This window comes from Stutzerimonas stutzeri SDM-LAC, from assembly GCF_000235745.1.
Lineage (GTDB): Bacteria > Pseudomonadota > Gammaproteobacteria > Pseudomonadales > Pseudomonadaceae > Stutzerimonas > Stutzerimonas stutzeri_H.
This window is the reverse complement of sequence record NZ_AGSX01000131.1, coordinates 1-25,411: the sequence shown is the minus strand read 5'-3', so window position 1 is coordinate 25,411 and position 25,411 is coordinate 1. Positions and strand designations below refer to the sequence as shown.

Genomic DNA, 25,411 nt, shown 5'->3' with positions numbered 1-25,411 from the left:
GTCTGTTACACCGTCGAAACACGTTCGGCGAGGCGATAGACGAGTCAGTGTTCGCTCGCTCCTTTAGGTAAAGGTGAATTGCGCTGTTTCACTTCGTAAAAACAACTATTCCGTCAAGGATGAAGAAACCATGAAACCATTATTTGCTCTCGCCTTCTCTTCCGTGCTGGTACTGCAGGGTTGCGTATTCTCGCCTGGTCAGCACCTGGATCCCGACCAGTTCAAGGAAGGCGCAGAAACGGAAGACGGCACAGTCCAACTGATGCGCATCACCCCCGATATGCTCAAGGGCGAGCTCTCCTCCGATAAAGGCACCTCCAGCAAGCAAGAGCTACTGGGCTTCAAGCCCGAGGCCTATCGCATCGGCGCCAACGACCTTCTCTACATCACTGTCTGGGACCACCCAGAGCTGACCGCTCCGTCGGGCCCACAACAACAGCTCGACGCTAATGGTCGCTTGGTTCGCCCCGATGGCACGCTGTTCTATCCCTATATCGGGAACATCGAAGCTGCGGGCAAGACGATCGAACAGCTTCGCTCCGATATTTCCAAAAGGTTGGCCAATTACATCGATAGCCCTCAAGTAGACGTCAGTCTGCTGCGTTTCGGTAGCCAGCGCATCGTGCTCTCCGGTGCATTCACTACGGCCGGCGAGGTTGAAATGACAACCGCCCCGATGACCATCATGCAAGCTATTGGTCAAGCCGGTGTCGATACCGATACCGCGGATCTGTCCGGCCTGATACTCAAGCGTGACGGCCGTGAGTACATGCTCAATCTTGATGACCTGAACCGTCCGGACTCCTGGCTGCATCAGGTGTATCTGAAAGACGGCGACCAGCTCCATCTGCCATACAACGATCAGAAAAAGATCTACGTGCTGGGTGAGGTGGTGAATCCGCAGGCGCTGACCTTCAAGGCAACCAGTCTTAACTTGATGGATGCTATCGGCACTGCGGGCGGTATTCGTCAGGACACCGCCGATGGCGAAGCGGTCTACGTTATCCGTGGCGCAGAGAACATCGCCACTGAAAAGGCCACCGTATTCCAGTTGAATGCCGAATCGCCTGCGGCATTTGCTCTGGCTCAACACTTCCCTCTGCAACCGCAGGATGTGGTGTTCGTCGGACCGGCCGGGATCACTCGCTGGAACCGCTTCATCAGCCAGTTGCTGCCGTCGGCTAGCGTCATTGGTACCGGTGCTGCGTTCAACCGGTAAAAGCGGTAATCCTCAGGTCGAGATCGGCCTGATCTAAACCGCAGTCAGCGACCAGCGACTGCGGTTTTTTATTGGCCTCTCGAACCCGCTCGGGCCGCCTACATACGCCGACCTGGCTAGTCGGTCGGGATCGTAGATCATCCTGAACATATCGACGTCGTCATCGCTGATCTTCGTTTCATCCGGGCGTGTCCAATGACATTTCATCTCGCATGATTCACCGGCGCTTCAGGCCGCCAGCGACCTGAAACTTTGAACATACGAACGCTGATAGTGCGCACCCGCCAATCGGGCTCCGCATCGCTTTTGCAAGAACACGCCCGGCGTCGCGTGGCGGACTCATACACGGAGCCCTCGCTCTCCTGATAAACTTGCCAGCCATTTTTCGAGGCGATTGGTTAAGCAACCGCTCCAGTCGACCTTCGGCGCGCTCTGATAGTCGCTGTTTCGCCACCGCCAACCGGTATAAACCTGTCGAAACAGCTGCAGCGCTTCCGAAACACTCCGCCGGAATGCCGCATGAACGTTAGCAACAAGCCCGCCAGCACGTCTTCTCAACTGTCGCGCCGGTTCTCTGTCGCGCCCATGATGGATTGGACGGATAGGCATTGCCGGTATTTTTTGCGTCTGCTTTCACGGCACACCCTGCTCTACACCGAGATGGTCACCACGGGCGCATTGATCAACGGCGATGCCAAACGTTTTCTGCGTCACGATGAGGCGGAGCACCCATTGGCGTTGCAGCTTGGCGGCAGCGTGCCGGGTGATCTCGCCGTCTGCGCAAAGATGGCCGAAGCAGCAGGGTACGACGAGGTTAATCTCAATGTTGGGTGCCCCAGCGACCGCGTACAGAACAACCTGATCGGCGCATGCCTGATGGGCTATCCGGCACTAGTGGCCGATTGCGTGAAAGCGATGCGTGATGCAGTTGGGATCGAGGTAACGGTCAAGCACCGCATCGGCATCAATGGACGCGACAGCTACGCCGAACTTTGTGATTTCGTCGGCCAGGTCCAAGCGGCCGGCTGTCGCAGTTTTACCGTTCATGCGCGTATCGCTATTCTGGAAGGGCTTTCACCGAAGGAAAACCGGGAGGTTCCACCCCTCCGCTATGACGTAGCGCAACAATTGAAGCGCGACTTTCCGGATCTGGAAATTATCCTCAACGGCGGCATTAAAACGCTGGACCAGTGTGAAGCCCACCTGGAGCAGTTCGATGGTGTGATGCTCGGACGCGAGGCTTACCACAATCCTTACTTGCTTGCGCAGGTTGACGCCAGGCTGTTTGGCAGCGAGGAACCACTCATTACCCGCGCCGACGCACTGAGACAGATGCGCCCCTACATTCAGAATCATCTTGATGACGGTGGCTCGATGCACCATGTTACCCGGCACGTACTGGGGCTGGGCCAGGGTTTTCCAGGCGCCAGACGTTTTCGCCAGCTGCTGTCGGTCGACATCCATAGAGCCAGAGAGCCACTGGTGCTGCTTGATCAGGCGACCGCGCTGCTCGAAGGACACTGATACGCAGCAGGGAACATGCGGCCGCATTTTCGATCCAACAGCTGCCACACCCGGACCATCCCAGATGGCGCGATGGCCACGGAATTCGAGTCATGACAACCAAAGGATAGAGCGCCCTTATGACGTCAAAGCTGGAACAACTCAAGCAATTCACTACCGTGGTCGCCGACACTGGCGATCTCGACGCGATCGCCCGCCTCCAACCGGTTGATGCCACTACCAACCCTTCGCTTCTGCTCAAAGCTGCTGCCCTGCCGCGCTATGCCGAGCACCTCAAGGCAGCTATGTCCCACTGTGGCGGTGATATTGGCCTGGGCTGCGATCTGTTCGCGGTCGCGGTGGGTCAGGAAGTGCTCAAGCTGATTCCGGGTCGCATCTCCACTGAGGTCGATGCGCGGCTGTCATTCGATACACACGCGATGGTCCAGCGCGGCGAACGCCTGATCGGCGTATACGAGCAGGCCGGGGTATCCCGTGACCGCGTATTGATCAAGCTGGCCTCTACCTGGGAGGGCATCCGTGCCGCTGAGCAGCTGGGAAAATCGGGTATCCAGACCAACCTGACACTGTTGTTCTCTTTCACCCAGGCAGTGGCATGTGCCGAGGCCGGGGTATTTTTGATCTCGCCTTTCGTCGGTCGCATCTATGACTGGTACAGGAAATCCGAAGGCCGTGACTACGTCGGTGACGAAGATCCAGGCGTACAGTCGGTCAGTCGGATTTACGACTACTACAAAGCGCACGGCTATAAGACCGTCGTGATGGGTGCGAGCTTCCGCAACGCCGGTCAAATCGAAGCCTTGGCAGGCTGCGATCGCCTGACAATCAGCCCTGAGTTACTCGGCCAGCTGGCCCAGGAAGAGGGCACGCTGGAGCGCAAGCTGTCTCCCGGACGTGCTTCCGAGCCGCGCATCAGCATGGATGAGCGTAGCTTCCGCTGGGGATTGAACGAAGATCCGATGGCGACGGAGAAGCTGGCCGAGGGGATTCGCCAGTTCGCGCGGGATCAGGAAAAGCTCGAAGCACTTCTGCCAACCAAGCTGTAGCTTAGCAGCGCTCCAACGCCGTCACGAGGTCGCGGAACGCCTCGCGGTTCGACTCGTTAAGGCTCATCAGAATACGGTGAGCCTCGAGCACCTTGCCCTTCACAATATCCTCGGACTGATCCTGGCTCGGCAAATCAGCCAGTTGTTCAGGCGACGGCAGCGGCTGGTCGACAATATTGAAGACCTGATCGAAGCCCATAGACTGCAGAAGACGCGTGATGTCCTCATGCGTGGTGACCAAGGTCGGCAGCATGCCGACCTTCTGCCGCGAAAGGATCGAAAGTTTGGCGAGCAGGCCGAGCGTCGTGCTGTCGATGCTACGGCTTTCGGTGAGATCGATGACGATCGATGAGAAATTGCGCGAAGAAAAGATCTTCTCGATCGTTGCGTCCAGCGCCGAGCAAAGCGTTAGGCGGATCTCTCCGACGAACTTGAGAACGAATGTACCGTTCTGCTCAGCAAACTGGATTTTCCCAGTGCTCATGCAAGGTTCCTGCTCAGTACCAATAGCGCGATGTCATCCGGCATATCTTCCAGTTCGGCTAGGCCTAACACACGCTGCAGCCCGCCCAGCGTGCCGCCTGCTTCGCGAATCAACCCGGGTAGTCCAGTCTCTTTATCTTTGAGGGTGTCGCCGGGCAAAAGGTCCAGAATGCCATCGGAAAGTAGCGTCAGACTGAAAGAATCGGGTAGTTCAATCTCATAATTGTCGTAGGTCGCTTCGACGAACAAACCGACCGGCAAACCTTTCCCTTCGAGATATCGCGCAACGCCGTCGGCGTATAACACCGGCATCGGAAGGTGACCACCGATACTGTAGTGCAGCAGGTTGCGCTCCTGATCGATGACGCCGCCCAGCATCGTGACGTGTTTGCCGAGCTTGCAGTTGATCAAACCGCGATTGATATGATCGAGCACCTCGGACGGTTTGAATGCGCGCAGCGTCCTACCCCGCCGAGATTCATAGAGCAATCGCGTGGTCATGAATTTCAGCAGGACGGTGACGAACGCAGAAGAGGCGCCGTGACCGGAAACATCTGCCAGATAGAAGCCGATGCGGTGCTCGTCGACCCGAAAGTAATCGACGAAATCGCCCGAGAGGTAAAGCGACGGGATGATCTGATGGGCGAACTGGAAGTCGTCAAGACTGCAGGGCGTGGCTGGCAGCATGTTCATCTGCACCTGCCGGCCAGCATCCTGGTCTTCCTGAAGGAGGTGCAAGCTCGCCTGCAAATCGCGATTGGCCGTTTCCAGCTGTTCACGGTAGCGCCGGTTTTCCAGACGCAAGCGAGAACGATCAAGGGCCCGGCGGACCGAATGCTCGAGCATCGCCAGGTCTTCGAGGGGTTTGATCAGGTAGTCGGCTGCGCCCAACCGCAGAGCTTCGACCGCATCACTCATCACGCCGGCACCGGAGACCACGATCACCGGCAGATCAGCCTGGCGCTCGCTGATCAAGCGGATCAGCTCCAGGCCGTCCATCTGCGGCATGCGCAGATCGCAAATCACCAGATCGGGGTGTTCGGCATCGAACAGCTCCACACCGCGCGGCCCGTTAGGCGCCTGCAACACCTTGAAACCACTGTCATCCAGATAGGCAGCCAGGCTGGCTCGTACCACATCGTCGTCATCTATGATCAGCAGCGTCGCGCTTGGGTTATGCATGTTCCTACCAGGCGGTATCGCCAGGATGATTGGCGAAAGCATCGGCCCCGCGCGAGCGCCGGGCATGGGATCGTTTCAAGGCGCAGACGGTACTCCCATACGATCTGCGTTTCAAGCCAGGCGCAGCCGCTCCGTCTGTGCTTTACAGGCTGATTTGACGGGCGTTATAAGAGCTGGCGTAACCAGAACCCAAAGGACGAAAACAATGACTCAGCGTGATCGAGACTACAGTGAAAAACGCGACTTCATTCGCATGAATATCGAGACCGCAATTACCCTGACCCAGGGTGACCAGCACTACGAGGCAAGCTGCCTGGACCTTTCCAGCACGGGAATGCAGGTAGTCGCAGCGACCCGCTTGCAGACCGGTGACAAGGTTCAGGTGCACATTCCTTCGGAGCACAGCGAACTGAAGGGACTGGAGGCTGAAACAGAAGTAGTGCGAGTCGCTACGCTCGAAGACGGACGGCAAAGCCTGGGCCTGGCGATCCTTTCGATGAGTTGAGTTTTTTAACACCAAGGTCTTGGCTTGACCGTGGCATAAAGGGCCGAGGGACCGCACTGGCCGAGCCGATGCGGTCCGGATGACGGTTAGAAGTCGTCTTCGACCTGGCCATCCTGCGTGCGGAATTCGCGATTCTGCAGGTAGGCGTTGCGCACGAAGATGTACCTGTCGCCCGTGATCATTTTTTCAGCCGAGAGCAGGCCGGCGCGCAGGTCCACCACGTTGACGGCTCGCGTCACGTTGCGTGTCGGCACATGGTCCATGTACGGATACGGCTGCAGGAAAGAGTCTGGCACCCGTCCTGCCGCATCGCGCACAGTGCTTGGGCCCAGCAGCGGCAACACCACATAAGGCCCGCTACCAAGCCCCCAAACACCCAAGGTCTGACCGAAGTCCTCATCGTTCTTCTGCAAACCCATAGGCGTTGCAACATCGAAGAAACCCAGTACACCGAAGGTGCTGTTGAACAGGATGCGGCTGGTGTCGATGCCCGCGTCACGAACCTTGCCTTGCAGCAGGTCGTTGGTCAGCACCACTACGTCGCCAAGATTGCTGAATATGTTGCTGATGCCGTCTTCGAGAAAGTTTGGTGTGATCGTCTGGTAGCCCTGCGCCAACGGCTTGAGCGTGTAGGTATCGACTTTGTCGTTGAAAGTGAAGATCGCCCGATTCACGCCTTCCCAGGGGTCTTGTTCGGCGGCGTGAAGCGACGATGCGCCAAACACGGCCAGCGCCATTACCAGCGTTATCCTGATATACCCAACCAAATCCTTGCTGATGACCTGCATCGCGACCCTCTCCTATTTCGAATGAGGACAATTGCCCAACAAAGCGCAGCAGTATAAATCGATAGCGGTCGGTTTCGGCAGCGGGCAGACACACGGAAGCCTGACAGATTTCACAGGCTGCTTGAGCTTCAAAATCAAGGACAAGCCCAGCACGCTGGTTTACCCTGCTCCTATCAAGCGCTGGCGACTTTGCGCCGTAAGACAAACCAGAGAGGGTAGCAACATGCCGGAACATGATCTGCAGTTGCAGCTAGCAGAGCTGCGTAGCCAACTGGCCCAGGACACACCGCTCACCGAAGAAGAGCGCGCCTCGCTGCAGGTGATTGCTCATGACATCGAGCTGCGGCTTGCCAACCAAGGCGTAGTCGATCATCAGAACGACTCACTGGTCGACGGCGTCAACCTGGCGGTCGAGCGCTTCGAGGTCAGCCATCCCAACACGGCAATGACGCTGCGCAACATCATGCAAACCCTGGCGAACATGGGAATCTGAGCGAAAGCTGTCAAGCCAGCAGAGCGTGGACGCGTCCGCGCTCTGCTATCGCGGCGGTTATTGCCGAACCAGCCGGCGATTGTCTGGCGAAACGGGATGAGTGCTGCGGTAGGGATTGATATCCAGCCCGCCGCGCCGCACATAGCGCGCATGCACGCTCAGTTGCTCTGGCCGCAGCACCCGCTGCAAGTCGAGAAAGATCCGTTCCACGCACTGCTCGTGAAAGTCCGCGTGCTGGCGAAAGCTCACCAAATAGGCAAGCAAGCTAGCGTGGTCCAACGCGGCGCCCCGATACTCGATCACCACTGTGCCCCAATCCGGTTGGCCGGTGACCGGGCAGTTGGATTTCAACAAATGGCTGTAGACGCGCTCTTCGACCTGGCGCGCAGGGTCGCTGCTGAGCAGATCTGGGCGTGGCGAATCATAGTGCAGGATGCCGACATCCAGATCATCGATACAGTGGCCATCTAGCGCTGCAATCCCCTCCTCGGCAACCTCGTCCAGCGTCCGCAGGCGAACGCCGACGGGCTTACCCGCTGCGGCTGACAAATCCCGCGTCATCACGTCAACGAGCGCACCGAAACTCTCGAAGGCCGACTGGTTAAGCGAGTTCAGATAGAGCTTGAAGGACTTGGATTCGATGATATTTGGCGAGTCCGCAGGAATGCTGAACTCACCGATAGCCACCACGGGCTTGCCGGATGGCAACAGCCATGACAGCTCATAGCAGTTCCAGATATCGACGCCGCCATAGGGTAAAGACTCAGCCGTCAGCCCAAGCTCGGCCCACTTCGGCGCACGCGGAATGGGGAACAGCTGCTCGGGACAGTAGGTCGCGACATAGGCGCTGGATTTGCCCAGCGGCGACAGTTCGGCGGGGTGCTGCATAGCGGGAACCTGTACGAAAAATGACCGCCAGTGTAGCGGTTCCCGCACTGTTTATCACCGCGCCGTCATTGGCAGATTGAAAGCGGCATCGGGTTACTGGCGCATACCTCGGCCGCTCTTGAGCAAGTGAATGCACCATAGGTACATGACTATTGCCGCGACGACCATGAAACTGATGGCAATGCCGATACGGATGTCCGAGACGCCCAGGATGCCGTAACGGAACGCATTGACCATGTGCAGGATGGGGTTGGCCAGTGAGAGGGTCTGCCAGAACGGCGACAGCAGGTTGATTGAATAGAACACGCCGCCCAGGTAGGTCAGAGGGGTTAGCACGAAGGTCGGAATGATCGAGATGTCATCGAAGTTGCGTGCGTAAATCGCATTGAGAAACCCGCCAAAAGCGAAGATCGTCGATGTAAGGGTAATCACCAACAAGGTGATACCTAGATGGTGCACCTGCAGATCGGTGAAGAACATCGACAGCAGCGTCACGATAAAGGCCACGGCCAGACCGCGCGTAATACCACCCAGGGCGAAGCCGATGAGGATCACGTGAGGCGACACTGGCGAGACCAGCAACTCCTCGACAGAGCGCTGAAACTTGCTGCTGAAAAAACTCGAGACCACGTTGCTGTATGAATTGGTGATCACCGACATCATGATCAGCCCCGGCACGATGTACTCCATATACGTGAAGCCATCCATTTCGCCGATCCGCGCGCCGATCAGATTCCCGAAAATGACGAAGTACAACACCATGGTGATGGCCGGGGGCAGCAAGGTCTGCGGCCAGATGCGGGTGTAGCGGCGAATTTCGCGGTGAACGATGGTCTGCAGGGCAACCAGATTGGGCCGGAATTCTGTGTTCATTTGGCCACCTTAGGCAGGTTGTTTTCCACCATCGAAACGAACAACTCCTCCAGCCGATTGGTCTTGTTGCGCAGGCTCAGCACCTCGATGCCCTGCGCCGACAGCATACGAAACAGGTCGGTCACGCCCTGGCTCTTGTCCACCTGCACTTCGAGGGTGTGATGATCAACCAGGCGCGCCGGGTAGCTGCCAAGCTCTGGCGGCACCAGCTGCGACTCCTTCAGATCGAGCAGGAAGGTCTCGACATGCAGTTGCTTGAGCAACTCGCGCATGCTGGTGTTCTTGACGATCTGGCCATGATCGATGATGCCGATGTTTCGGCACAGCTGCTCGGCCTCCTCCAGATAGTGTGTGGTGAGGATGATGGTGATGCCTTCCCGGTTCAGCTCGGTGAGGAATGACCACATCGAACGGCGGAGCTCGATATCCACGCCCGCGGTGGGCTCGTCGAGGATCAGCAGCCGCGGCCGGTGAATCAACGCTCGTGCGATCATCAGGCGCCGCTTCATACCACCGGACAACATGCGCGAGGACACGTCGCGCTTGTCCCACAGTCCCAACTGGGTCAAGTACTGCTCGGCGCGCTCCTTGGCAACCTTAGCCGGGATGCCGTAGTAGCCGGCCTGGGTGACAAGAATGTCGAAGGCCTTCTCGAACTGGTTGAAATTGAATTCCTGCGGCACCACGCCCAGACAACGCTTGAGGCCTGAAGGGTCGCGATCAAGGTCGTGACCGAACACATTGACCGTGCCGCCGGTCTTGTTCACCAGCGTGGAAAGGATGCCGATGGTGGTGGACTTGCCAGCGCCGTTGGGTCCCAGCAATGCAAAGAAATCGCCTTCGGCGACGTCCAGATCGATGCCCTTGAGAGCCTCGAAGCCGTTTCCGTAAACCTTGGTCAACTGCCGAATGGACAGAGCGGTAGTCATATTAGAACGCACACAACGCAGAGAGATTCAGAGTAGATAAGGGCACGCCAAGGCAATTGCAACGCCGAACCGAAAACGGCGCCCGGCAGCCACCAAGGCGAAAAAAACGTTGTGATCAGCGACGGTCACTTTCGAACTCGTTTGTTAAGGTCCGGTCATTATCTGAAACCAAACGCGCCGCCCTGTCTCTTCACCCCGCTCGCCACAAAAGCCTATGCTCAAGTAGGACGCCATTCGCTCAACAAGGAAAACCATATGACCCTGCTCTGGCTGCTCGTATTACTCATCGGTATCGCCGGCATAGCTCATTTACGGACGTCTCCCGTTCCGGCGCTGGCCATCGTTGCGGCTTATTTGGTGCTTATGGGCGCTGCCGACGAGACGCCAACCTGGTTGATGGTCATCCTCTGGCTCATGCTGATTGCAGTCGCGGTGCCCTTGCTGGTGGCCGACCTGCGCATCAAGTACTTCAGTGGCCCGATGTTCGACTGGTTCAAAAAGGTCCTGCCGCCTATCTCTGATACCGAGCGTGATGCGATCGACGCCGGCACAGTCTGGTGGGATGGCCAGCTATTCAGCGGAAAACCTGATTGGGACGTCTTGCTTGGCTATCCGAAGGCGGTCCTTACCGAGGAAGAACAGGCCTTCGTCGATGGCCCAACCGAAACCCTTTGCGCCATGGTCAGCGATTGGGAAATCGGCCAGCGCATGGACCTTCCCCAAGAGGCGTGGGACTACATCAAGGCCGAAGGATTCTTTGCCCTGATCATTCCCAAGGAGTACGGCGGCAAAGGCTTCTCCGCCTACGCCCACTCGCAGATCGTGATGAAGCTAGCCACCCGCAGCGGTGACCTGGCAACAACCGTGATGGTGCCCAACTCCCTCGGCCCTGCCGAACTGTTGATGCATTACGGCACCGATGAACAGCGCAACCATTACCTGCCTCGCCTGGCGAATGGCACGGACATCCCCTGCTTCGCCCTGACCGGCCCCTATGCGGGCTCCGATGCCGGCGCGATGAACGACAGCGGCGTCATCTGCCGTGGTCAATGGGAAGGCGAAGAAGTACTCGGCCTGCGCCTGAACTGGGAGAAGCGCTACATCACCCTCGGCCCTGTCGCCACCCTGCTCGGTGTCGCTTTCAAGACGTACGATCCTGAGCATTTGTTGGGCGATGAGGAAGAACTGGGCATCAGTCTCGCGCTGATTCCGACCGATACCAGCGGCGTCGAAATCGGTCGCCGTCACCTACCCCTCGGCGCCGCGTTCATGAACGGTCCGAACTGGGGCAAAGACGTGTTCGTGCCACTCGAAGCCATCATCGGCGGGCGCGACATGATCGGCAAAGGCTGGATGATGCTGATGAACTGCCTGTCGGTCGGGCGTTCGATTTCGCTGCCAGCGACCGGCGTCAGCGCAGCAAAGACCTGCAGCTATGTCAGCGGTCGCTATGCGCAGATTCGCGAGCAGTTCAACGTACCGCTGGCCGCTTTCGAAGGCATTCAGGAACCGCTTGCACGGATCGGCGGCAATGCCTGGCTGATGGACAGTGCACGAATCCTGACAGCCAATGCGGTCGACCTGGGCGAAAAACCCTCGGTGCTTTCGGCCATTCTCAAATATCACCTGACCGAGCGCGGCCGCGAGTGCATCACCGATGCGATGGATATCCACGGCGGCAAGGGCATCATCATGGGGCCCAGTAACTACCTCGGTCGCATGTGGTTGTCGGCACCCATTTCAATCACGGTCGAAGGGGCGAACATCCTCTCGCGCAACTTGATGATCTTCGGGCAAGGTGCAATCCGCTGCCATCCGTTCGTGCTCCGCGAAATGGAACTGGTGCACGAGCCTGACCGCGACGCCGCGATCAAGAAGTTCGATGGGTTGCTGATGCAGCACATTGGTTTTGCCGTCAGCAATACCGCCAGCACGCTGGTACTCGGCCTGACGTTCGGGCTGTTAGGCAAGGCGCCAGGCAACGAGCTGACTCGACCGTACTTCCGGGCGCTGGATCGGATCGCCGCCGCGTTCGCCATGCTCGCCGACCTGTCCATGATGTTGCTCGGCGGCGAACTCAAGCGTCGTGAGCGCCTCTCCGCGCGACTGGGCGATGTGCTCAGCCACCTCTACCTGGCGTCCGCTGCGCTCAAGCATTACCACGACCTGGGTCACCCGACGGAGCAAGCACCGCTGCTGCGTTGGGCGATGGAAGACTGCCTCTGCAAAGCCGAGCAAGCGCTAGCCGACACCCTGGCCAACTTCCCCAACCGTCTGCTGGGCGGTGTATTGCAGGTGCTGGTGTTCCCCTTCGGCGCGCGCCACAAAGGTCCATCGGATGAACTAGATGCCGAAGTGGCTGGCATTCTTGGTCGTCCGGAAGGCGATCCGGCGCTGGAACAGATTCTCGAAGGCGTCTATCGCCCGCAAGGCAGTGACGAAGCGCTTGGCGCCCTGCGCGACGCGTTCGACACGCTGGCCGCTTCGCAGCAGCTGCAGAAGAAACTGCACAAGGCGCTGAAGAGCGGCGAGGTCAAGCCGACCGCAGGCGAGGATCCGATCAGTGCAGCGCTTGCCGCCGGAGTGCTTGATGCTGCCGAGGCTCAGCAACTCATCGCGGCGGAAGCGGCGCGGCGCAAGGTCATCAGCGTTGATGATTTCGGCAAGGAGGAGCTGGTGCCGAGCGAGGGTCGTATTCGTTGACCCACCGCTGGCGACAGCGATGCCCCCAGGCTTCCGCCTACTGTTCGTTGACGACGCGCCGAGCGTTGGCGGAGCCTGCTGACCACGCAGTGCTGCGCTCAACGCTCATCCGCTCCATATCAGCAAGTCGCTAAGGCATTCGTTGAAATCCGATGCCAGACATTACCGCCCGACGGCCACTCGACCCGCGCACCGAACCCGGACCAGGGTCTCGAGTCAACAGGACACGCCCCAACTAATCCGAGCGCCGCTATAATCGCGCGCCCTTACGACACAGGTGAACCATGGCCAATCCTTATCACGATCACAACCTGGCACTCCTGGCCCATCTGCGCGGCATTCTGCTTGCCATGGGAGAGACGGAACAGGTTTCTGAAGAGAGCCACGCGCTATTTCTCGAGCGCTTCGACGAGCTGATCATGAACCTTCAGAACGTACCGGAAGAACGGCATATGGGTCAGGACATGATCTGCCAGGTTTTCCACCGCTACCCGCAAATCGCCCACCTCGTCCCACGGGATCTGCTCTGGTACTTCGGCGGCGATTGTCTGCACTTCATGCCCGACGAGGAAATCGAGATCTTCCAGCGTCTGGAAGAGCGGCGCTTTGAAGCCGAGGAAAACGACGAGCCTTTCGACTGGAACATGGAGCGCCAGCTGATGACAATGCCAGAAGAAGGCCCGCGCCACTGATTGCACGGACCATCGTCGGAGCGGTTACAGATCGCCGGCATATCTTTTCCAGGCCTTGGGGTGACGCTTCGCAGCTACTCATCCCACGGCCAGCAGACAAGCCCCTGAACAGCTGCATGACTCTCAACGAGCGCCCTGTCTCGGCAAGGTCGACTCCAGTTCAGTTTCGCACGTGCTTGACTTGGCGCACCCCTACGCTACCACTCGCGGCGCTACGCTGTTGTCGGCTGAGTAGGCCCCGGCATCGGCGTGCTGATAAATCCAATGTCTCCACGCAACCGCTCGCAGCTTCGAAGCGATAGCTGCGTTACTGCTGATCAGTGATCGCAGCGCCTCACCGCTGCGGTTGAAAAAGCGGAGCCTGTGGAATCCTGAGCGGGAAATACTGACCAAGCTGCAAGGTGTTATTTAAAAGGGAACCACGACCCTCGTTAACCCTAATCACATCAGATCGATGAAATACAACCGTAACCCGCGGAGTCGTTAACGGGTTGCCTTCACCGTTTTACTTGCCTAGGGTTGTTTGCCATGAAGACCTTAATTGCCCCGATCAGCTCGCTGCTGGGAGGCGTTGCATTACTACTGCTCGGCCACGGCCTGCTGAATACGCTGTTGACGCTGCGAGGCGTCGCCGAGGGGTATTCAACCGGAATGATCGGCCTGCTGATGTCTGGCTATTTCGCCGGCTTTCTCGTAGGGACCTGGCTTGCACCCTCTCTGATTCGCCGCGTCGGGCATATTCGCACGTTCGCCTTCTATGCCGCCTTGGCAGCGGTCGCCGTATTAATGCATGTGCTTATCGTCAACCCTTGGGTGTGGCTGGTTCTGAGGCTGATGTACGGCGTCGCTTTGGTAACGCTTTACATGGTGATTGAGAGCTGGCTGAACGCCCAGGTTAGCGGAGAGAAACGCGGGCAGGTGTTCGCGGTATACATGGCGGTGAACCTTGGCGCACTGGCTGCAGCTCAACAACTGCTGAGTCTGGACAGCCCGATGAACTTCACGCTGTTTGCGCTGGCCGCAATCCTGATCTGTGCAGCGCTGATGCCAATCACACTGACTCGCCAGGCACAGCCAGCGCAACCGGATATGCCTGCCACCGACCTGCTGCAGCTCGCGCGCATTGCACCGCTGCCGCTGATGGCCGCCGGCATCTCCGGCCTTACCTTAGGCGGATTCTGGGGACTGGCGCCGGTCTATGCGTCGCAGAGCGGCTTCGACGCCTCAGGTGTTGGCCTGCTGATGAGTATCACGATCCTTGGCGGTGCCGTTTTGCAGTGGCCCATCGGATTGTTTTCAGACAAGCATGATCGACGTCTGGTCCTAATCTGGGTGGTCGGTATCGGGGCCCTGATCGGTGCGCTCATGACGCCTTTAACATCTGGACCAATACTGCTGGCTATGATGTTCCTGTGGGGCGGGTTGGCATTTTCCATCTATTCGATTGCGGTCGCGCAAATGGTCGACCAGTTGCATCCAGACGAGATCCTTTCCGGCTCCAGCGGCCTGTTGCTGGCTAACGGTTTTGGCGCCGCGTTTGGCCCGGTAGTCGCGGGCGGGCTGATGAGCTTTTTTGGGCCCAAGGCGCTCCCGGTGTTCTTCGCGGTGACCTTGGCCTTTCTGGCCCTTTATTCGTACTTCCGCTCCCGCCGTGTGTTCGATCTGGTGACCGAACCGCATGGCCACTTCACGCCGATGTTGCGTACCAGCCATACCGTGCTCGAACTGATGCCAGACACGCCGGAAGGCGAAGTTGCCGAGGCCGATATGCTCGACGAAGGGCAGCATCCGAGAGAAGAAGAAATCGTAGAGCCACGAACAGGCACCCACTCGTAGCGCGAACGGTGCGTCCTGAAGCGTGCTGGTGGTGCAAAGCTATCGGCACGCTTCAGAAGTCGACCTTCCCACGGCCGGCCTTGATTGCGCCGCGTTTGCTCTTTCCCTCCAGACGCCGCTTCTTCGAACCCAGCGTGGGTCGCGTCGGACGGCGCGCCTTTTCCACCTTGGTCACACTGCGGATCAGTTCAGCCAGACGCTCAAGGGCATCAGCGCGGTTCTGTTCCTGGGTCCGGTACTGCTGGGCCTTGATGACGATGACACCATCGCCAGTGATGCGGCTGTCTCGCAGCGCCAACAGGCGTTCCTTGTAGAACTCCGGCAATGAAGATCCGTTGATATCGAAGCGCAGGTGCAGCGCGCTGGATACCTTATTGACGTTCTGCCCACCGGCTCCCTGGGCCCGAATCGCGGTGAGTTCGATCTCGCTGTCGGGCAGCTGCACGTTAGTGGAGATATCGAGCATCGGTCCTTCTTGATGTGAAATGAGCAGCCATTGTCTACGAGCCGGCTGACGTGGACACGTTTTTATAAGATTTCGAGCCGCTACAAACGAGTCGGTTCGGCTACTGTAGCTCGCTCGTTATAACTGGATTGCAGCATGGACTCGATTACCCAGGCTCTACTTGGCGCTACGGTTCAGGCGTCGCTGCTTGGTCGCTGGCAAGGTCGTAAGGCACTGGTTTACGGTGCTGTACTCGGCACCCTGCCCGACCTTGATGTCATCATCGATTACGGTGACGCCGTCGCTGACATGACCTATCACCGCGGTTTCAGCCACTCTCTTTTCGTTCTCAGTCTACTGGCCGTCGCGCTGACCTGGCTGACGAGACGAATACGGCCCGACCCGGACTACAGCAGCATGCGCCTGTTTCTGACGATCTGGGCGGTGCTGGCCACCCATGTGCTGCTTGACGCGTTCACCAGTTATGGCACCCAGCTGTTCTGGCCCCTGACCACACCGCCGGTGGCCGTGTCGAGCGTGTTCATCATCGACCCGCTTTACAGCGTCCCGCTATTGCTTGCGGTGCTGGTGACCGCGATCCGCGGATTGAAGGGCCGGAACCCTCGCTGGGCGAATATCGCGTTAGGACTTTCGACCGTCTATCTGGCCTTCACCGTAGCTGGCAAGCAGATGGCCGAACAGCGCGTGGAAGCGGTCATGGCCGAGCAAGGCATCCAGCCGAGCCAGTTATTTAGCACCCCGACGCCATTCAATAGCCTGCTATGGCGGGTCGTCGTCATCGACGGTGATCGCTACTACGAGGCATTGGTGAGCTGGTTTGATGACGAGCCACCTGAGTTGGTCAGCATTCCTCGCAGCGGCGAGCTCGCTGCGGCATTGAGCGAGTCGCCGCAACATGCCCGTTTGCAATGGTTTACCGGCGGCGTGTTGCGCTACGACGAGGTCGATGGCCAACTGCTGGTGACCGATATGCGCCTCGGCATGACCGGCTTCCACCCCTTTCGCTTCGCCCTGGCCGAACGAGACGGCGATGACTGGGCGCTCATCCCTTTCGTCGAACGACTCCCAGCCAATCGCGGCGATATGAATTGGCTCAAGCAGATCTGGCAGCGTATCTGGCATCAGCAGCCAGCGCTGCCATTGGCCGAATGGGCAGCAGGAATGAATCGAGGCTGACTAGCCGCGCCGCCCAGTGCGCCACCGGCCAAGCCCATAGAGCAAGGCGCCCAGCGCCATCAACAACCCGGCACGCAACCAAGTGCCGGCGTCTTGCTGGGAAAGCAGCACCAGACAGGAGATGATCGCCAGGATAGGTAAGAACGTTGGCGTGCGGAAATGCGGCGCATCGATCTTGTCCTTGCGCAACACAAGCACCGCCACGTTTGTGCTCATGAACACAAACAGCAGCAACAGGACCACTGTCTCAGCCAGCGCTGTCAGTGTGCCCGTTACGGTGAGGACCATGGCTAAGAGCGTGGTCAGTACAATTGCGAGCCAAGGCGTACGCCGTTCCGGCAGTACGCGGGTCAGTACAGAGGGAAGCAGGCCCTCGTCCGCCATGCCATAGGCCAACCGGCTGGACATGATCATCGTAAGCAACGCGCCATTGGCGACCGCTACGAGCGCTACGGCTGCAAACAGCCAGTGCGGTACGGCATAACCGGTAGCGCGCACTACATCGAGCAAGGGGGCAGACGATTCCGCCAACTCTGCGGGCGGGATTATTGCCGTAGCGGCGAGACCGACGCCCACATAGACAAGGCCGGCCACCAACAACGCACCGAACAGCGCGCGCGGGTAGTTGCGCCGCACATCCTTGACCTCTTCAGCTACGTTGGCCGACACCTCGAACCCCACGAAAGAATAGAACGCGATCAGCGCAGCGCCAAGTACGGCAATCGCTGGCGATACGCCTGGCGTGAATTCAAATACCCTCGACGGCTCGCCCTGCCCGTTCAGAAGGAAGCGCGCCGCCAGCACCACGACGAATAACAGGCCGGATACTTCGATTACCGTCATCACGGCGTTGGCACCCAACGACTCTTTGATCCCCCGTGCGTTCAGCAGCGCGACGATAGTTAGAAAAATCAGTGCGGTTGGCACTGCAGGGGTATCGAGAAAGGCGCTGAGGTAATCCCCAGCAAACGCCAGTGACAAACCCGCGGCACTTGTCACACCGGCAGCCAGCATGCAAAAACCTACGAGAAAGGACACTAATGGCTTGCCGAATGCTCGCTCGGCGAACACTGCCGCGCCGCCTGCTTTCGGATACTTGGTGACCAGCTCAGCGTAGGACGCCGCAGTGAGCATCGCGAAACCCAAAGCGACTACTAACGGCACCCAGGCTGCTCCGCCCGCTTCGCCAGCAATCTTGCCGACCAGCGCGTAAACACCGGCACCCAGCACATCACCGAGGATGAAGAGAAACAACGCAGGACCAGTTATCGCTTGTTTCAGTCGGGACTCGCCCGTAGCGAACGCGTTGGTTTTCATGGTCGGGCGGCCTCAAGTTCAAGGCCGCGATTGGCGAGCGACAGGGCTTTCAATCATATTCTCCAGAGCATGCGACGGTAGTCGCGTCACCTTTTCTAGATAGGTGGAATCTCGCCGGAGTTCAGCGCCAAAAACGACAAAGCCCCGGCGGGAGCCAGGGCTTTGGTAATGCAGGGTCGATTCAGGTGCGGAACCGAGCCACCAGTCCCTGCAGTTCAATACCAAGTCTCGCTAGCTCGGCGCTAGCCGCAGCGGTCTGCTCGCTACCGCTGGCGCTTTGCTCGCCGATGTCCCGAACACGGGTCACGCTCTCGGAGATGTTCTCAGCCACGGCGCTTTGCTGTTCGGCAGCCGCCGCGATTTGCTGGTTCATCTGTTCGATGGTCGATACCGACTCGGTGATGCGGCCCAGCGCGCTACCCGCTTCACTGGCGAGGTCGACGGTACGCTGGGTCAGGTTACGGCTGGTTTGCATTTGCTCGACGGCCTTTTGCGCCACACGCTGCAGGTTGGCGATCAGTCCCTCGATCTCCTCGGTGGAGTCGTGGGTACGGCGAGCCAAGGCGCGAACCTCATCAGCCACCACAGCGAAACCGCGGCCTTGCTCACCGGCGCGGGCGGCCTCGATCGCTGCGTTCAGTGCGAGCAGGTTGGTCTGCTCAGCCACCGCGCGGATCACTTCCAATACGGTGCCGATGCGGCCGCTTTCGGTATTCAGCTCTTCGATCGCATGCGCGGAATGCTCGACTTCACCGGACAGGCTGTCGATCTGGCCGATGGCCTCCTTGACCACCTGATCGCCCTGGCGCGCCTGCTGGTCGGCCTGACGCGCAGCAAGCGATGCCTGCTCGGCATTCTGTGCGACTTCCTGAACGGTGGCCGCCATCTCATGCATGGCGGTAGCGACCTGCTCGGTCTCGACCCGCTGTTTTTGTACGCCCGCGCTGGTCTGAGCGGTGACGGCCGAAAGCTGCTCTGCGGCAGTCGCAATCTGACCGACGCCACCACCGATGCGGCCGATCAGCGTGCGCAAGCTCACGGTCATCTCCGACATCGCCTTTTGCAGCTGGCCGAGTTCGTCGCGACGGGTCACCTCTTGCGACTGGGTCAGGTCACCTTCGGCCACCCGCTGTGCCAGCTGTACGGTATAGCGAAGGGGAACGACGATCATGCGGGAGATTGCCGTCGCAGCTGCCAGGCCGATTACCACGGCCAGAACGCTGATGATCCCAAGCAGCATGTAAGCACTGCGGCGCTGGTCCTGCATCGCTGCGGTGGCGTCAGCCAACGCCTGATCGGCGGTGTCCGTGATGTGCTGTGCCTGCGTCACCATCGTCTGCTCCAGCGCGACGCGGTTGGCGCGGCTGCCGCGAAATTCAGCGAATGCCTGCTGATACGACGCAAGCGCCGCCAGAGCACCATCCATAGTGGTTTTCTGCTCGTCGTTAAGCCAGGCTTTCAGACTGCTGCCGATGGTGGTGACGTCCTGATAGGACTCGTTCCAGCTGTCCACCGCAGTCTGGTCGCTGTTGGCGATGAACATGCTCTCGAAGGTGCGCAGATCGAGAATGCGCTTGGTCAGGCCGGAAGCAGCTTCGGCAATGGTCAACGGGTCACTGCCTTTCAGGTGATCACCTTCGAGGCGCAACACACGCACCGCGTCGTACATATCCAGCTCGATGTACTCGAATTCCTCTCGGCTCTTCTGTGCAGCCTCGGCCATGCGCTCGCGCAGTGCTACGCCCTTGCCGATCAACTGACCGTATTGGGCGAACTGGTCAGTGTATTCGGCCGCATCACTGCGGATCTGTTGCAGCGTCTGCCGGTGTTCTTCGGATGAGTCCTTAGCAAGCTCTTCCAGCTCCTGATCGAGTTTGGCCAAGGTGCTGCGCAGGGCATCGGCCGACTCGTCACTGCGCGTCAGTGCAAAATCACGTTCCAGGCCACGCGCTTCAAGAATCGCCGCATTGATGCGTGACAGCTGGTTCATCTGATACGAGCGGTCGAGGATCGAGTCCACAGCGTAAAAGCCGGTCCCGGCGACTCCCAGTGTCAGCAGAAGCACCATGGCGAAGCCAAGCAACAACTTCTTGCCTACGGACAGGTTGGCGAATATGTCGACGGACTGCATCAGAGAATCCCTTAAAAAGTAAGCGCGCTTATAAAGTCGGCAGATCGCGACCAAAGTTGAATGCGAAAGGGGCGCAATTTAAGCAGCAACTGACGTCATATTGCCAGCACACACTGGCCAGACGATAACTGAGCCCACCGGATCGCGTTCATTGCCTGGCTCAGTGTTGCTGAAGATGCCCGTAAAGCTTGGCGTAGAGCCCGCCGTCGGCGATCAGCTGCTGATGATCACCCTGCTCGGCAATGCGCCCGCCATCGAAAACGAGCACACGATCAGCCTGCTTCACCGCCGACAAACGGTGAGCGATGATCAGTGTGGTGCGACCTTGCAGGAAGCGATTGAGGCCTTGATGCAAGGCATACTCGGTAGCCGCATCCAGAGCCGATGTGGCTTCATCGAGGATCACCACCTTAGGCTCGGCCAAAACCATGCGCGCCACAGCCAGTCGTTGCCGTTGGCCCCCGGACAAACGCACACCAGAACGACCAACGATGCTGTCCAGCCCGGCTGGCAGTTGCCGGATGGTATCGGCCAGCTGGGCGATTTCGAGTGCCTGCCAGCACGCCTGGTCGTCGCGCTCACGCCCCATCAGCAGGTTGGCACGCACGGTGTCGTTGAACAGCGCCGGATGCTGCAGCACCACCGCCACATTGTCGCGAACCGTTGCCAGACCGATACCCTGCACCTCGACCCCAGCAAAGCGGATGTGCCCGGCCTGCGGCTGATAGAGGCCCAGCAGCAGTTGCACCAGCGTGCTCTTGCCGCCACCACTGGCGCCGACGATGGCGACTTTCTCACCGGCTGCGATGGTCAGGTCCAGCCCTTCCAGGACTGGCTCATCCTGATAGGAAAAACGCAGCCCTTGAACTTCAATATCGACGGTGTCGCGCCCAGCGAACGGATCCTGGCCACCGGAATATTGCGGCTCATCGGCTCGCGCCAGCAGCTGATTGATGCGGCTCAGCGCACCGCCCGCCGCGTAGAAGGCGTACTGCAGATTAAGCAGCTGCTCCACCGGGCCGATCATGAACCACAGGTAGCTGAACACCGCGAGCATCTGCCCGATGGACAGGTCGGAAAACAGCACCGTGAGCATAGCTGCGGCGCGGAAGATATCGATACCGAACTGGAACAGTAACCCGCTGGCACGGTTGGAGGCGTCCGTCTTCCACTGCGAGGCGACCGCATAATCTCGCACCTCGCGTGCCCGCAGACCGAGGCGCCCAAGGAAGAATCCCTGGCGGTTGCCGGCGCGGACTTCCTGAATCGCATCCAGGGTTTCGGTAAGCGCCTGGGTGAATAAAGACGTGCTGTCGTTCTCCAGCTTCTTGAGGTGCTTGACGCGCTTACCCAGCTGCACCGTGGCGTAGATCACCAAAGGGTTGAACAAGAGGATCAACAGCGCCAGCTGCCAGTGCATCCAGAGCAGGATCGCTGCCGTACCGGCAATAGAAAGCACGGCGACCAGCAAACGGCTAAGCGTCTCGCCGATGAATTTGTCGATGGTTTCGAGATCGGTGACCAAGTGAGCCGCAACGGTCCCTCCACCCAAACTTTCGTACTCGCTCAGCGCAATGCGCTTGAGTCGCTCGATCAAGCGGACCCGGATGCGATAGACCAGATCCTTCGACAGTCGAGCAAACAGCCGGGCCTGCAGCACGTTGAAGACCAACGCCGAAGCGCGCAGTGCCAAGGTCACGCAGAGCATCAGGCCGATATAGCCAACCGCCGTCTGCCACCCAACCGGGAGGAAATTGTTCATAACCTCGAGCGCTGCGTCGCCCTGCTTCAACAGCACCTCGTCGACCAGCAGTGGCAACAGCAAGGGAATCGGCACGCTGCACAGCGTTGCCAATACCGCGACCAGATTGGCCAGCACCAAGGCCTTGCGATGGTGAAGCGCGAGGCGGCGGATCTCGGCCCAACTGAGCTGATCAGGCATCGATGTTGTGATCCAGCCAGCGCGCCAGCAGCGGCGACAGCGCATCGAGCGGTTGGAAGCCGTTGGTCACCAACGCCAACTGACCGTCGTGCTCAGCCAGCAAGGTGGGGAAACCGGCAATACCAAGATTTCGCGACCATTCGAAATCCGCGGCGGTGGCATCGCGTGCGGCCTGGGAATCGAAGCGGTCGGCGAACTCGATACGCGGAATACCAGCAGCATCGGCCAGCTCGACAAGCTCCGGCGGCAGCGTGACGTTGCGTCCTTCGACGTAGAACGCGCGTTGAATCAGCCCGGCAAGCCGCCACGCAGCTTGCCTATCGAGATCGCGCGCGGCGACCAGCGCGCGGCAAGCCGGCTCGGTGTCGTAAACCAGCCCGTCCGGCAGGCCCGCCTCGAAGTTGAAGGGCTGGCCGCTCGCCTCGTGTACCGCGTGCCAGTAAGAAGCGGTGCGCTCGCGAGCGGCCTGGTCCATCGCAACACGCTCCTGACGGAGTCCGCCGACGACCAGATCCGCACCGACGCCGCGGGCCTGCGCCTGCTCGACCAATGCCTGCACGACCGGTGCGAAGCCCCAGCACCATGAGCACATCGGGTCCATTACGTAGATCAGTCGGCTGCTCATCAGCGCTCCGGTGCTATCAGGGTAAGGCGCATTTAGCGCGCCTCATGGCTGTCCTCGGTCACGCCCGCCTTGCGATAGTTGTAGCCGATGGGGTGTGGCTGGTTGCGCTTGAGCGCCAGTTCGATCTGCTTCTGCCGCTCGCGCGCACTGTGGCGGGTTTTCTCGCTGAGGTTATCCCAGCAATGCGGACAGCTGATGCCTGGAGCGTAGTGCTCCGATTGCCGGTCCTCCAGCGAAATCGGCGTGCGGCAGGCGTGGCACTGGTCGAAGTCGCCTTCTGTTAAGTCATGGCGGACGGTCACACGGTTGTCGAACACGAAGCAGTCGCCGCGCCAGCGTGTTTCTTCCTGCGGAACTTCTTCGAGGTATTTAAGGATGCCGCCCTTGAGGTGATAGACCTCCTCGAAGCCCTCTCCAAGCATGTAGCTGGACGCCTTCTCGCAACGGATGCCGCCCGTGCAGAACATCGCGACTTTCTTATGCCTGGCCGGATCGTAGTGCGCCTTGATGTACTCGGGAAACTCGCGGAAGGATTTCGTCTTCGGGTCGATTGCGCCCTCGAACGTACCGATGGCCACCTCGTAGTCGTTGCGGGTGTCGATCAGCAGTACTTCCGGATCTTCGATCAGCGCATTCCAATCCTTCGGATCGACATAGGTACCGACGCGCTGGTTGGGATCGACGCCTGGCACACCCAGGGTGACGATTTCCTTCTTCAGCTTGACCTTGGTGCGATAGAAGGGCTGCTCGTCACAGTAGGATTCCTTGTGATCGATATCAGCCAGGCGCGCATCGGTGCCGAACCATGCCATCAGCGCATCTATGGCCTGCCGACTACCGGATACCGTGCCGTTGATCCCTTCTTCGGCCAGCAGCAGCGTGCCTTTGATGCCATTGGTCTCGAGGGTTTCGAGCAGGGGCTCACGCAACGCGACGTAGTCCGGCAGGGAGACGAACTTGTACAGCGCCGCGACGACGATCTTCTGAGTCATGAATTATCCTCGAGCAGTCACCCGCGCAAAGGGCGGACCGGGAATGCGAAAACAACAACGCCGGCGTGAGCCGGCGCGGCGTGCATTCTAGCAGGGGCGATAAAGCCGAAGAAAGCGCCGGAGGCCGGACGGCCACCAAGGTGGATGCGCTTCCTGTACGTCCAGCCCCTAGCGCCTTCCGTTCTTACTTATGCCCGCCCGCGCAGACCGGGGATGCGGGTGCAACGCCCTGCTCGGCCCACTCTTGCGGGGTATAAGTGTGCAGCGCGAGGGCGTGAACCTGTTGCATCAGCTCACCCATTGCCGCGTAGGCCTTTTGATGGCGCTTGACCGCGTTCAGGCCGGCAAACTGCTCGCTGACGATCACCGCCTTGTAATGGGTTTCCTGACCGCGGCTGTGCATGTGGCTTTCATCGAACACCTGCAGGTGCTCGGGTTGCAATGCGCTTTGCAGCGCGGCTTGGATAAGGTCGATCTTGGACATGCCAGGCGGACTCCGTCAGGGCTTTTTCTGGGTATCGAGTTCGGCAGTCATTTCTGCCAGCAGTTTGTTCACCTGAGGCACGGCGCTTTCCAGCTTGGTCTGAGTGACCTGCGCAGAGCGCGCATTCAACTCAGGCAACTTGGTCAGCATCTTCTTGCCCAGCGCCGACTCGTAGAACTCGTTCAACTGGGTGAGCTCCTGCTCGGTAAAGGTCTCGGTGTAGAGCGTGATCAGCTCTGGCTTGACCTTTTCCCAGCCGATCGCTTGGTCCAGCGCGGCGTCAGCCTTGGACTGGTATTGCTCAAGCAGCGCGCGTTTGTTCTCCGGCGCCCGGGTCTGCTCGAAGCGTTGGGCAAACATCTGCTGCACCTGGGCATACACCGGCACCGCGAGCCTGTCGGCGTTGACCAATTCCAGAAAACGCTCGGCCTGGGCCTCGTGACCTGCGCTGTCAGCGCTGGCCTGGCCACTGAGCAGCGTCATCGACAAAACGCTACAAAGGCCGAATGTACGGAGAATGTGCATAAGATGATCCTTGGCGATCGATAGGTGAGCCTCAATGGACACATTCTGCGCGCGGAGTTCCCATCGCTCAAGGAACAGCTGCAGGCCAGATTGAACCTGTGCCCGTCGCCAGCAACCTAACAGGCATACCTCATTAATGGAGCACGGCATGACACGCACCGAAACCGACAGCCTGGGTCCCGTGGAAGTACCTGAGGCGGCTTACTGGGGGGCACAGACACAGCGCTCCCTGATCAATTTCGCCATCGGCGAGCAGCGCATGCCGCTTGCCGTCTGCCATGCTCTGGCACTGATCAAGAAAGCAGCGGCGCGAGTAAACGACCGCATCGGCGACCTGCCGCCAGACATCGCCCGCCTGATCGAACAGGCCGCGGACGAGGTTCTACATGGTCAGCACGACGATCAGTTTCCACTGGTGGTCTGGCAAACCGGGAGCGGCACCCAGAGCAACATGAACGTCAACGAGGTCATCGCCGGGCGCGCCAATGAACTGGCCGGAGGAGCACGCGGAGGCAAGAGCCCGGTGCACCCCAACGATCACGTCAACCGTGCGCAGAGCTCCAACGACTGTTTCCCGACTGCCATGCACATC

General features: G+C 59.4%; 24 protein-coding genes. 10 read left to right on the top strand and 14 right to left on the bottom strand.

The features are described from left to right. The first annotated feature begins 130 nt into the window (after positions 1 to 130). From PSTU_RS0113805 to tal, 3 genes are all read left to right on the top strand, one after another. Positions 131 to 1,219, top strand: coding sequence for a polysaccharide biosynthesis/export family protein (locus PSTU_RS0113805; RefSeq protein ID WP_019341614.1), 1,089 nt, complete (start codon positions 131 to 133; stop codon positions 1,217 to 1,219). A 519-nt stretch (positions 1,220 to 1,738) separates the two neighbouring features. Then, positions 1,739 to 2,743, top strand: a complete 1,005-nt coding sequence (dusA, locus tag PSTU_RS0113800; protein WP_029404787.1) for a tRNA dihydrouridine(20/20a) synthase DusA — start codon at positions 1,739 to 1,741, stop codon at positions 2,741 to 2,743. 119 nt (positions 2,744 to 2,862) lie between these two features. Further along, the gene (gene tal, locus PSTU_RS0113795; RefSeq protein ID WP_019341612.1) at positions 2,863 to 3,789 is read left to right on the top strand and encodes a transaldolase; all 927 of its coding nucleotides are present in this window, start codon (positions 2,863 to 2,865) and stop codon (positions 3,787 to 3,789) included. A 1-nt stretch (position 3,790) separates the two neighbouring features. On the opposite strand, the gene rssC is transcribed toward tal, so the two are convergent. Further along, on the bottom strand, positions 3,791 to 4,273 hold the full coding sequence (gene rssC, locus PSTU_RS0113790; RefSeq protein WP_019341611.1) for an anti-sigma factor antagonist RssC: 483 nt from the start codon (positions 4,271 to 4,273) through the stop codon (positions 3,791 to 3,793). Beyond that, positions 4,270 to 5,454: a two-component system response regulator RssB gene (rssB, locus tag PSTU_RS0113785; protein ID WP_019341610.1), complete on the bottom strand. Its 1,185-nt coding sequence runs from the start codon at positions 5,452 to 5,454 to the stop codon at positions 4,270 to 4,272. The genes rssC and rssB overlap by 4 nt, the downstream gene beginning before the upstream one ends. Before the next feature lie 205 nt (positions 5,455 to 5,659). On the opposite strand from rssB, the gene PSTU_RS0113780 reads away from it, so the two are divergent. Further along, a complete protein-coding gene (locus tag PSTU_RS0113780; RefSeq protein ID WP_019341609.1) occupies positions 5,660 to 5,959 on the top strand; it encodes a PilZ domain-containing protein in 300 nt (99 codons plus the stop codon). Positions 5,960 to 6,045: 86 nt separating this feature from the next. On the opposite strand, the gene PSTU_RS0113775 is transcribed toward PSTU_RS0113780, so the two are convergent. Then, positions 6,046 to 6,696 (bottom strand): VacJ family lipoprotein, encoded by a 651-nt coding sequence (locus tag PSTU_RS0113775; RefSeq protein WP_237709876.1) that lies wholly within the window; start codon positions 6,694 to 6,696, stop codon positions 6,046 to 6,048. Between the two features lie 274 nt (positions 6,697 to 6,970). On the opposite strand from PSTU_RS0113775, the gene PSTU_RS0113770 reads away from it, so the two are divergent. Beyond that, positions 6,971 to 7,240 (top strand): DUF4404 family protein, encoded by a 270-nt coding sequence (locus PSTU_RS0113770; protein WP_029404786.1) that lies wholly within the window; start codon positions 6,971 to 6,973, stop codon positions 7,238 to 7,240. A 57-nt stretch (positions 7,241 to 7,297) separates the two neighbouring features. Here PSTU_RS0113770 and queF read toward each other — a convergent pair whose 3' ends face one another. From queF to PSTU_RS0113755, 3 genes are all read right to left on the bottom strand, one after another. Next, on the bottom strand, positions 7,298 to 8,128 hold the full coding sequence (gene queF, locus PSTU_RS0113765; protein ID WP_019341606.1) for an NADPH-dependent 7-cyano-7-deazaguanine reductase QueF: 831 nt from the start codon (positions 8,126 to 8,128) through the stop codon (positions 7,298 to 7,300). A 93-nt stretch (positions 8,129 to 8,221) separates the two neighbouring features. Further along, positions 8,222 to 9,001, bottom strand: a complete 780-nt coding sequence (locus PSTU_RS0113760; RefSeq protein WP_019341605.1) for an ABC transporter permease — start codon at positions 8,999 to 9,001, stop codon at positions 8,222 to 8,224. Continuing rightward, positions 8,998 to 9,930 carry an ABC transporter ATP-binding protein gene (locus tag PSTU_RS0113755; protein ID WP_019341604.1) on the bottom strand — a complete coding sequence of 311 codons (933 nt, stop codon included), beginning with the start codon at positions 9,928 to 9,930 and terminating at the stop codon, positions 8,998 to 9,000. Before PSTU_RS0113755 ends, PSTU_RS0113760 begins: the two co-directional genes overlap by 4 nt. Before the next feature lie 255 nt (positions 9,931 to 10,185). On the opposite strand from PSTU_RS0113755, the gene PSTU_RS0113750 reads away from it, so the two are divergent. The 3 genes from PSTU_RS0113750 (at position 10,186) to PSTU_RS0113740 (ending at position 15,161) form a co-directional block, all read left to right on the top strand. After that, positions 10,186 to 12,633 carry an acyl-CoA dehydrogenase gene (locus PSTU_RS0113750; protein ID WP_019341603.1) on the top strand — a complete coding sequence of 816 codons (2,448 nt, stop codon included), beginning with the start codon at positions 10,186 to 10,188 and terminating at the stop codon, positions 12,631 to 12,633. A gap of 284 nt (positions 12,634 to 12,917) precedes the next feature. Then, positions 12,918 to 13,325 (top strand): PA2817 family protein, encoded by a 408-nt coding sequence (locus PSTU_RS0113745; protein ID WP_019341602.1) that lies wholly within the window; start codon positions 12,918 to 12,920, stop codon positions 13,323 to 13,325. 528 nt (positions 13,326 to 13,853) lie between these two features. Then, positions 13,854 to 15,161, top strand: coding sequence for an MFS transporter (locus PSTU_RS0113740; protein WP_019341601.1), 1,308 nt, complete (start codon positions 13,854 to 13,856; stop codon positions 15,159 to 15,161). A 52-nt stretch (positions 15,162 to 15,213) separates the two neighbouring features. On the opposite strand, the gene arfB is transcribed toward PSTU_RS0113740, so the two are convergent. After that, a complete protein-coding gene (gene arfB / locus PSTU_RS0113735) occupies positions 15,214 to 15,627 on the bottom strand; it encodes an alternative ribosome rescue aminoacyl-tRNA hydrolase ArfB (protein WP_019341600.1) in 414 nt (137 codons plus the stop codon). 135 nt (positions 15,628 to 15,762) lie between these two features. Here arfB and PSTU_RS0113730 point away from each other — a divergent pair, with 135 nt between their 5' ends. Further along, positions 15,763 to 16,803, top strand: coding sequence for a metal-dependent hydrolase (locus PSTU_RS0113730; protein ID WP_019341599.1), 1,041 nt, complete (start codon positions 15,763 to 15,765; stop codon positions 16,801 to 16,803). Here PSTU_RS0113730 and PSTU_RS0113725 read toward each other — a convergent pair whose 3' ends face one another. The 7 genes from PSTU_RS0113725 to PSTU_RS0113695 form a co-directional block, all read right to left on the bottom strand. Next, complete coding sequence (locus tag PSTU_RS0113725; protein ID WP_019341598.1) at positions 16,804 to 18,120, bottom strand: APC family permease; 1,317 nt, start codon at positions 18,118 to 18,120, stop codon at positions 16,804 to 16,806. A 181-nt stretch (positions 18,121 to 18,301) separates the two neighbouring features. Further along, positions 18,302 to 20,251 (bottom strand): methyl-accepting chemotaxis protein, encoded by a 1,950-nt coding sequence (locus tag PSTU_RS0113720; protein ID WP_019341597.1) that lies wholly within the window; start codon positions 20,249 to 20,251, stop codon positions 18,302 to 18,304. A gap of 160 nt (positions 20,252 to 20,411) precedes the next feature. Further along, positions 20,412 to 22,193: an ABC transporter ATP-binding protein gene (locus PSTU_RS0113715; RefSeq protein WP_019341596.1), complete on the bottom strand. Its 1,782-nt coding sequence runs from the start codon at positions 22,191 to 22,193 to the stop codon at positions 20,412 to 20,414. Continuing rightward, positions 22,186 to 22,818: a DsbA family protein gene (locus tag PSTU_RS0113710; RefSeq protein ID WP_019341595.1), complete on the bottom strand. Its 633-nt coding sequence runs from the start codon at positions 22,816 to 22,818 to the stop codon at positions 22,186 to 22,188. The genes PSTU_RS0113715 and PSTU_RS0113710 overlap by 8 nt, the downstream gene beginning before the upstream one ends. A gap of 32 nt (positions 22,819 to 22,850) precedes the next feature. Then, positions 22,851 to 23,810, bottom strand: coding sequence for a rhodanese-related sulfurtransferase (locus PSTU_RS0113705; RefSeq protein WP_019341594.1), 960 nt, complete (start codon positions 23,808 to 23,810; stop codon positions 22,851 to 22,853). 184 nt (positions 23,811 to 23,994) lie between these two features. Beyond that, a complete protein-coding gene (locus tag PSTU_RS0113700; protein ID WP_019341593.1) occupies positions 23,995 to 24,294 on the bottom strand; it encodes a BolA family protein in 300 nt (99 codons plus the stop codon). Positions 24,295 to 24,309: 15 nt separating this feature from the next. Continuing rightward, entirely contained in the window at positions 24,310 to 24,819 is a 510-nt protein-coding gene (locus PSTU_RS0113695) for a DUF2059 domain-containing protein (RefSeq protein WP_019341592.1), read from the bottom strand. A 148-nt stretch (positions 24,820 to 24,967) separates the two neighbouring features. On the opposite strand from PSTU_RS0113695, the gene PSTU_RS20825 reads away from it, so the two are divergent. Beyond that, positions 24,968 to 25,411 (top strand): lyase family protein (locus tag PSTU_RS20825; RefSeq protein ID WP_036993249.1); only part of this gene is annotated, 444 nt, incomplete at its 3' end.

Coding starts and splice junctions, on each gene's coding strand:
- PSTU_RS0113720 (WP_019341597.1), bottom strand. CDS start 20,251: ATGCAGTCCGTCGACATATTCGCCAACCTGTCCGTAGGCAAGAAGTTG.
- PSTU_RS0113715 (WP_019341596.1), bottom strand. CDS start 22,193: ATGCCTGATCAGCTCAGTTGGGCCGAGATCCGCCGCCTCGCGCTTCAC.
- PSTU_RS0113730 (WP_019341599.1), top strand. CDS start 15,763: ATGGACTCGATTACCCAGGCTCTACTTGGCGCTACGGTTCAGGCGTCG.
- PSTU_RS0113700 (WP_019341593.1), bottom strand. CDS start 24,294: ATGTCCAAGATCGACCTTATCCAAGCCGCGCTGCAAAGCGCATTGCAA.
- PSTU_RS0113705 (WP_019341594.1), bottom strand. CDS start 23,810: ATGACTCAGAAGATCGTCGTCGCGGCGCTGTACAAGTTCGTCTCCCTG.
- dusA (WP_029404787.1), top strand. CDS start 1,739: ATGAACGTTAGCAACAAGCCCGCCAGCACGTCTTCTCAACTGTCGCGC.
- PSTU_RS0113750 (WP_019341603.1), top strand. CDS start 10,186: ATGACCCTGCTCTGGCTGCTCGTATTACTCATCGGTATCGCCGGCATA.
- PSTU_RS0113805 (WP_019341614.1), top strand. CDS start 131: ATGAAACCATTATTTGCTCTCGCCTTCTCTTCCGTGCTGGTACTGCAG.
- queF (WP_019341606.1), bottom strand. CDS start 8,128: ATGCAGCACCCCGCCGAACTGTCGCCGCTGGGCAAATCCAGCGCCTAT.
- PSTU_RS0113695 (WP_019341592.1), bottom strand. CDS start 24,819: ATGCACATTCTCCGTACATTCGGCCTTTGTAGCGTTTTGTCGATGACG.
- PSTU_RS0113760 (WP_019341605.1), bottom strand. CDS start 9,001: ATGAACACAGAATTCCGGCCCAATCTGGTTGCCCTGCAGACCATCGTT.
- tal (WP_019341612.1), top strand. CDS start 2,863: ATGACGTCAAAGCTGGAACAACTCAAGCAATTCACTACCGTGGTCGCC.
- PSTU_RS0113780 (WP_019341609.1), top strand. CDS start 5,660: ATGACTCAGCGTGATCGAGACTACAGTGAAAAACGCGACTTCATTCGC.
- PSTU_RS0113745 (WP_019341602.1), top strand. CDS start 12,918: ATGGCCAATCCTTATCACGATCACAACCTGGCACTCCTGGCCCATCTG.
- PSTU_RS0113770 (WP_029404786.1), top strand. CDS start 6,971: ATGCCGGAACATGATCTGCAGTTGCAGCTAGCAGAGCTGCGTAGCCAA.
- PSTU_RS0113775 (WP_237709876.1), bottom strand. CDS start 6,696: ATGGCGCTGGCCGTGTTTGGCGCATCGTCGCTTCACGCCGCCGAACAA.
- PSTU_RS0113740 (WP_019341601.1), top strand. CDS start 13,854: ATGAAGACCTTAATTGCCCCGATCAGCTCGCTGCTGGGAGGCGTTGCA.
- arfB (WP_019341600.1), bottom strand. CDS start 15,627: ATGCTCGATATCTCCACTAACGTGCAGCTGCCCGACAGCGAGATCGAA.
- PSTU_RS0113710 (WP_019341595.1), bottom strand. CDS start 22,818: ATGAGCAGCCGACTGATCTACGTAATGGACCCGATGTGCTCATGGTGC.
- rssB (WP_019341610.1), bottom strand. CDS start 5,454: ATGCATAACCCAAGCGCGACGCTGCTGATCATAGATGACGACGATGTG.
- PSTU_RS0113725 (WP_019341598.1), bottom strand. CDS start 18,120: ATGAAAACCAACGCGTTCGCTACGGGCGAGTCCCGACTGAAACAAGCG.
- PSTU_RS0113755 (WP_019341604.1), bottom strand. CDS start 9,930: ATGACTACCGCTCTGTCCATTCGGCAGTTGACCAAGGTTTACGGAAAC.
- rssC (WP_019341611.1), bottom strand. CDS start 4,273: ATGAGCACTGGGAAAATCCAGTTTGCTGAGCAGAACGGTACATTCGTT.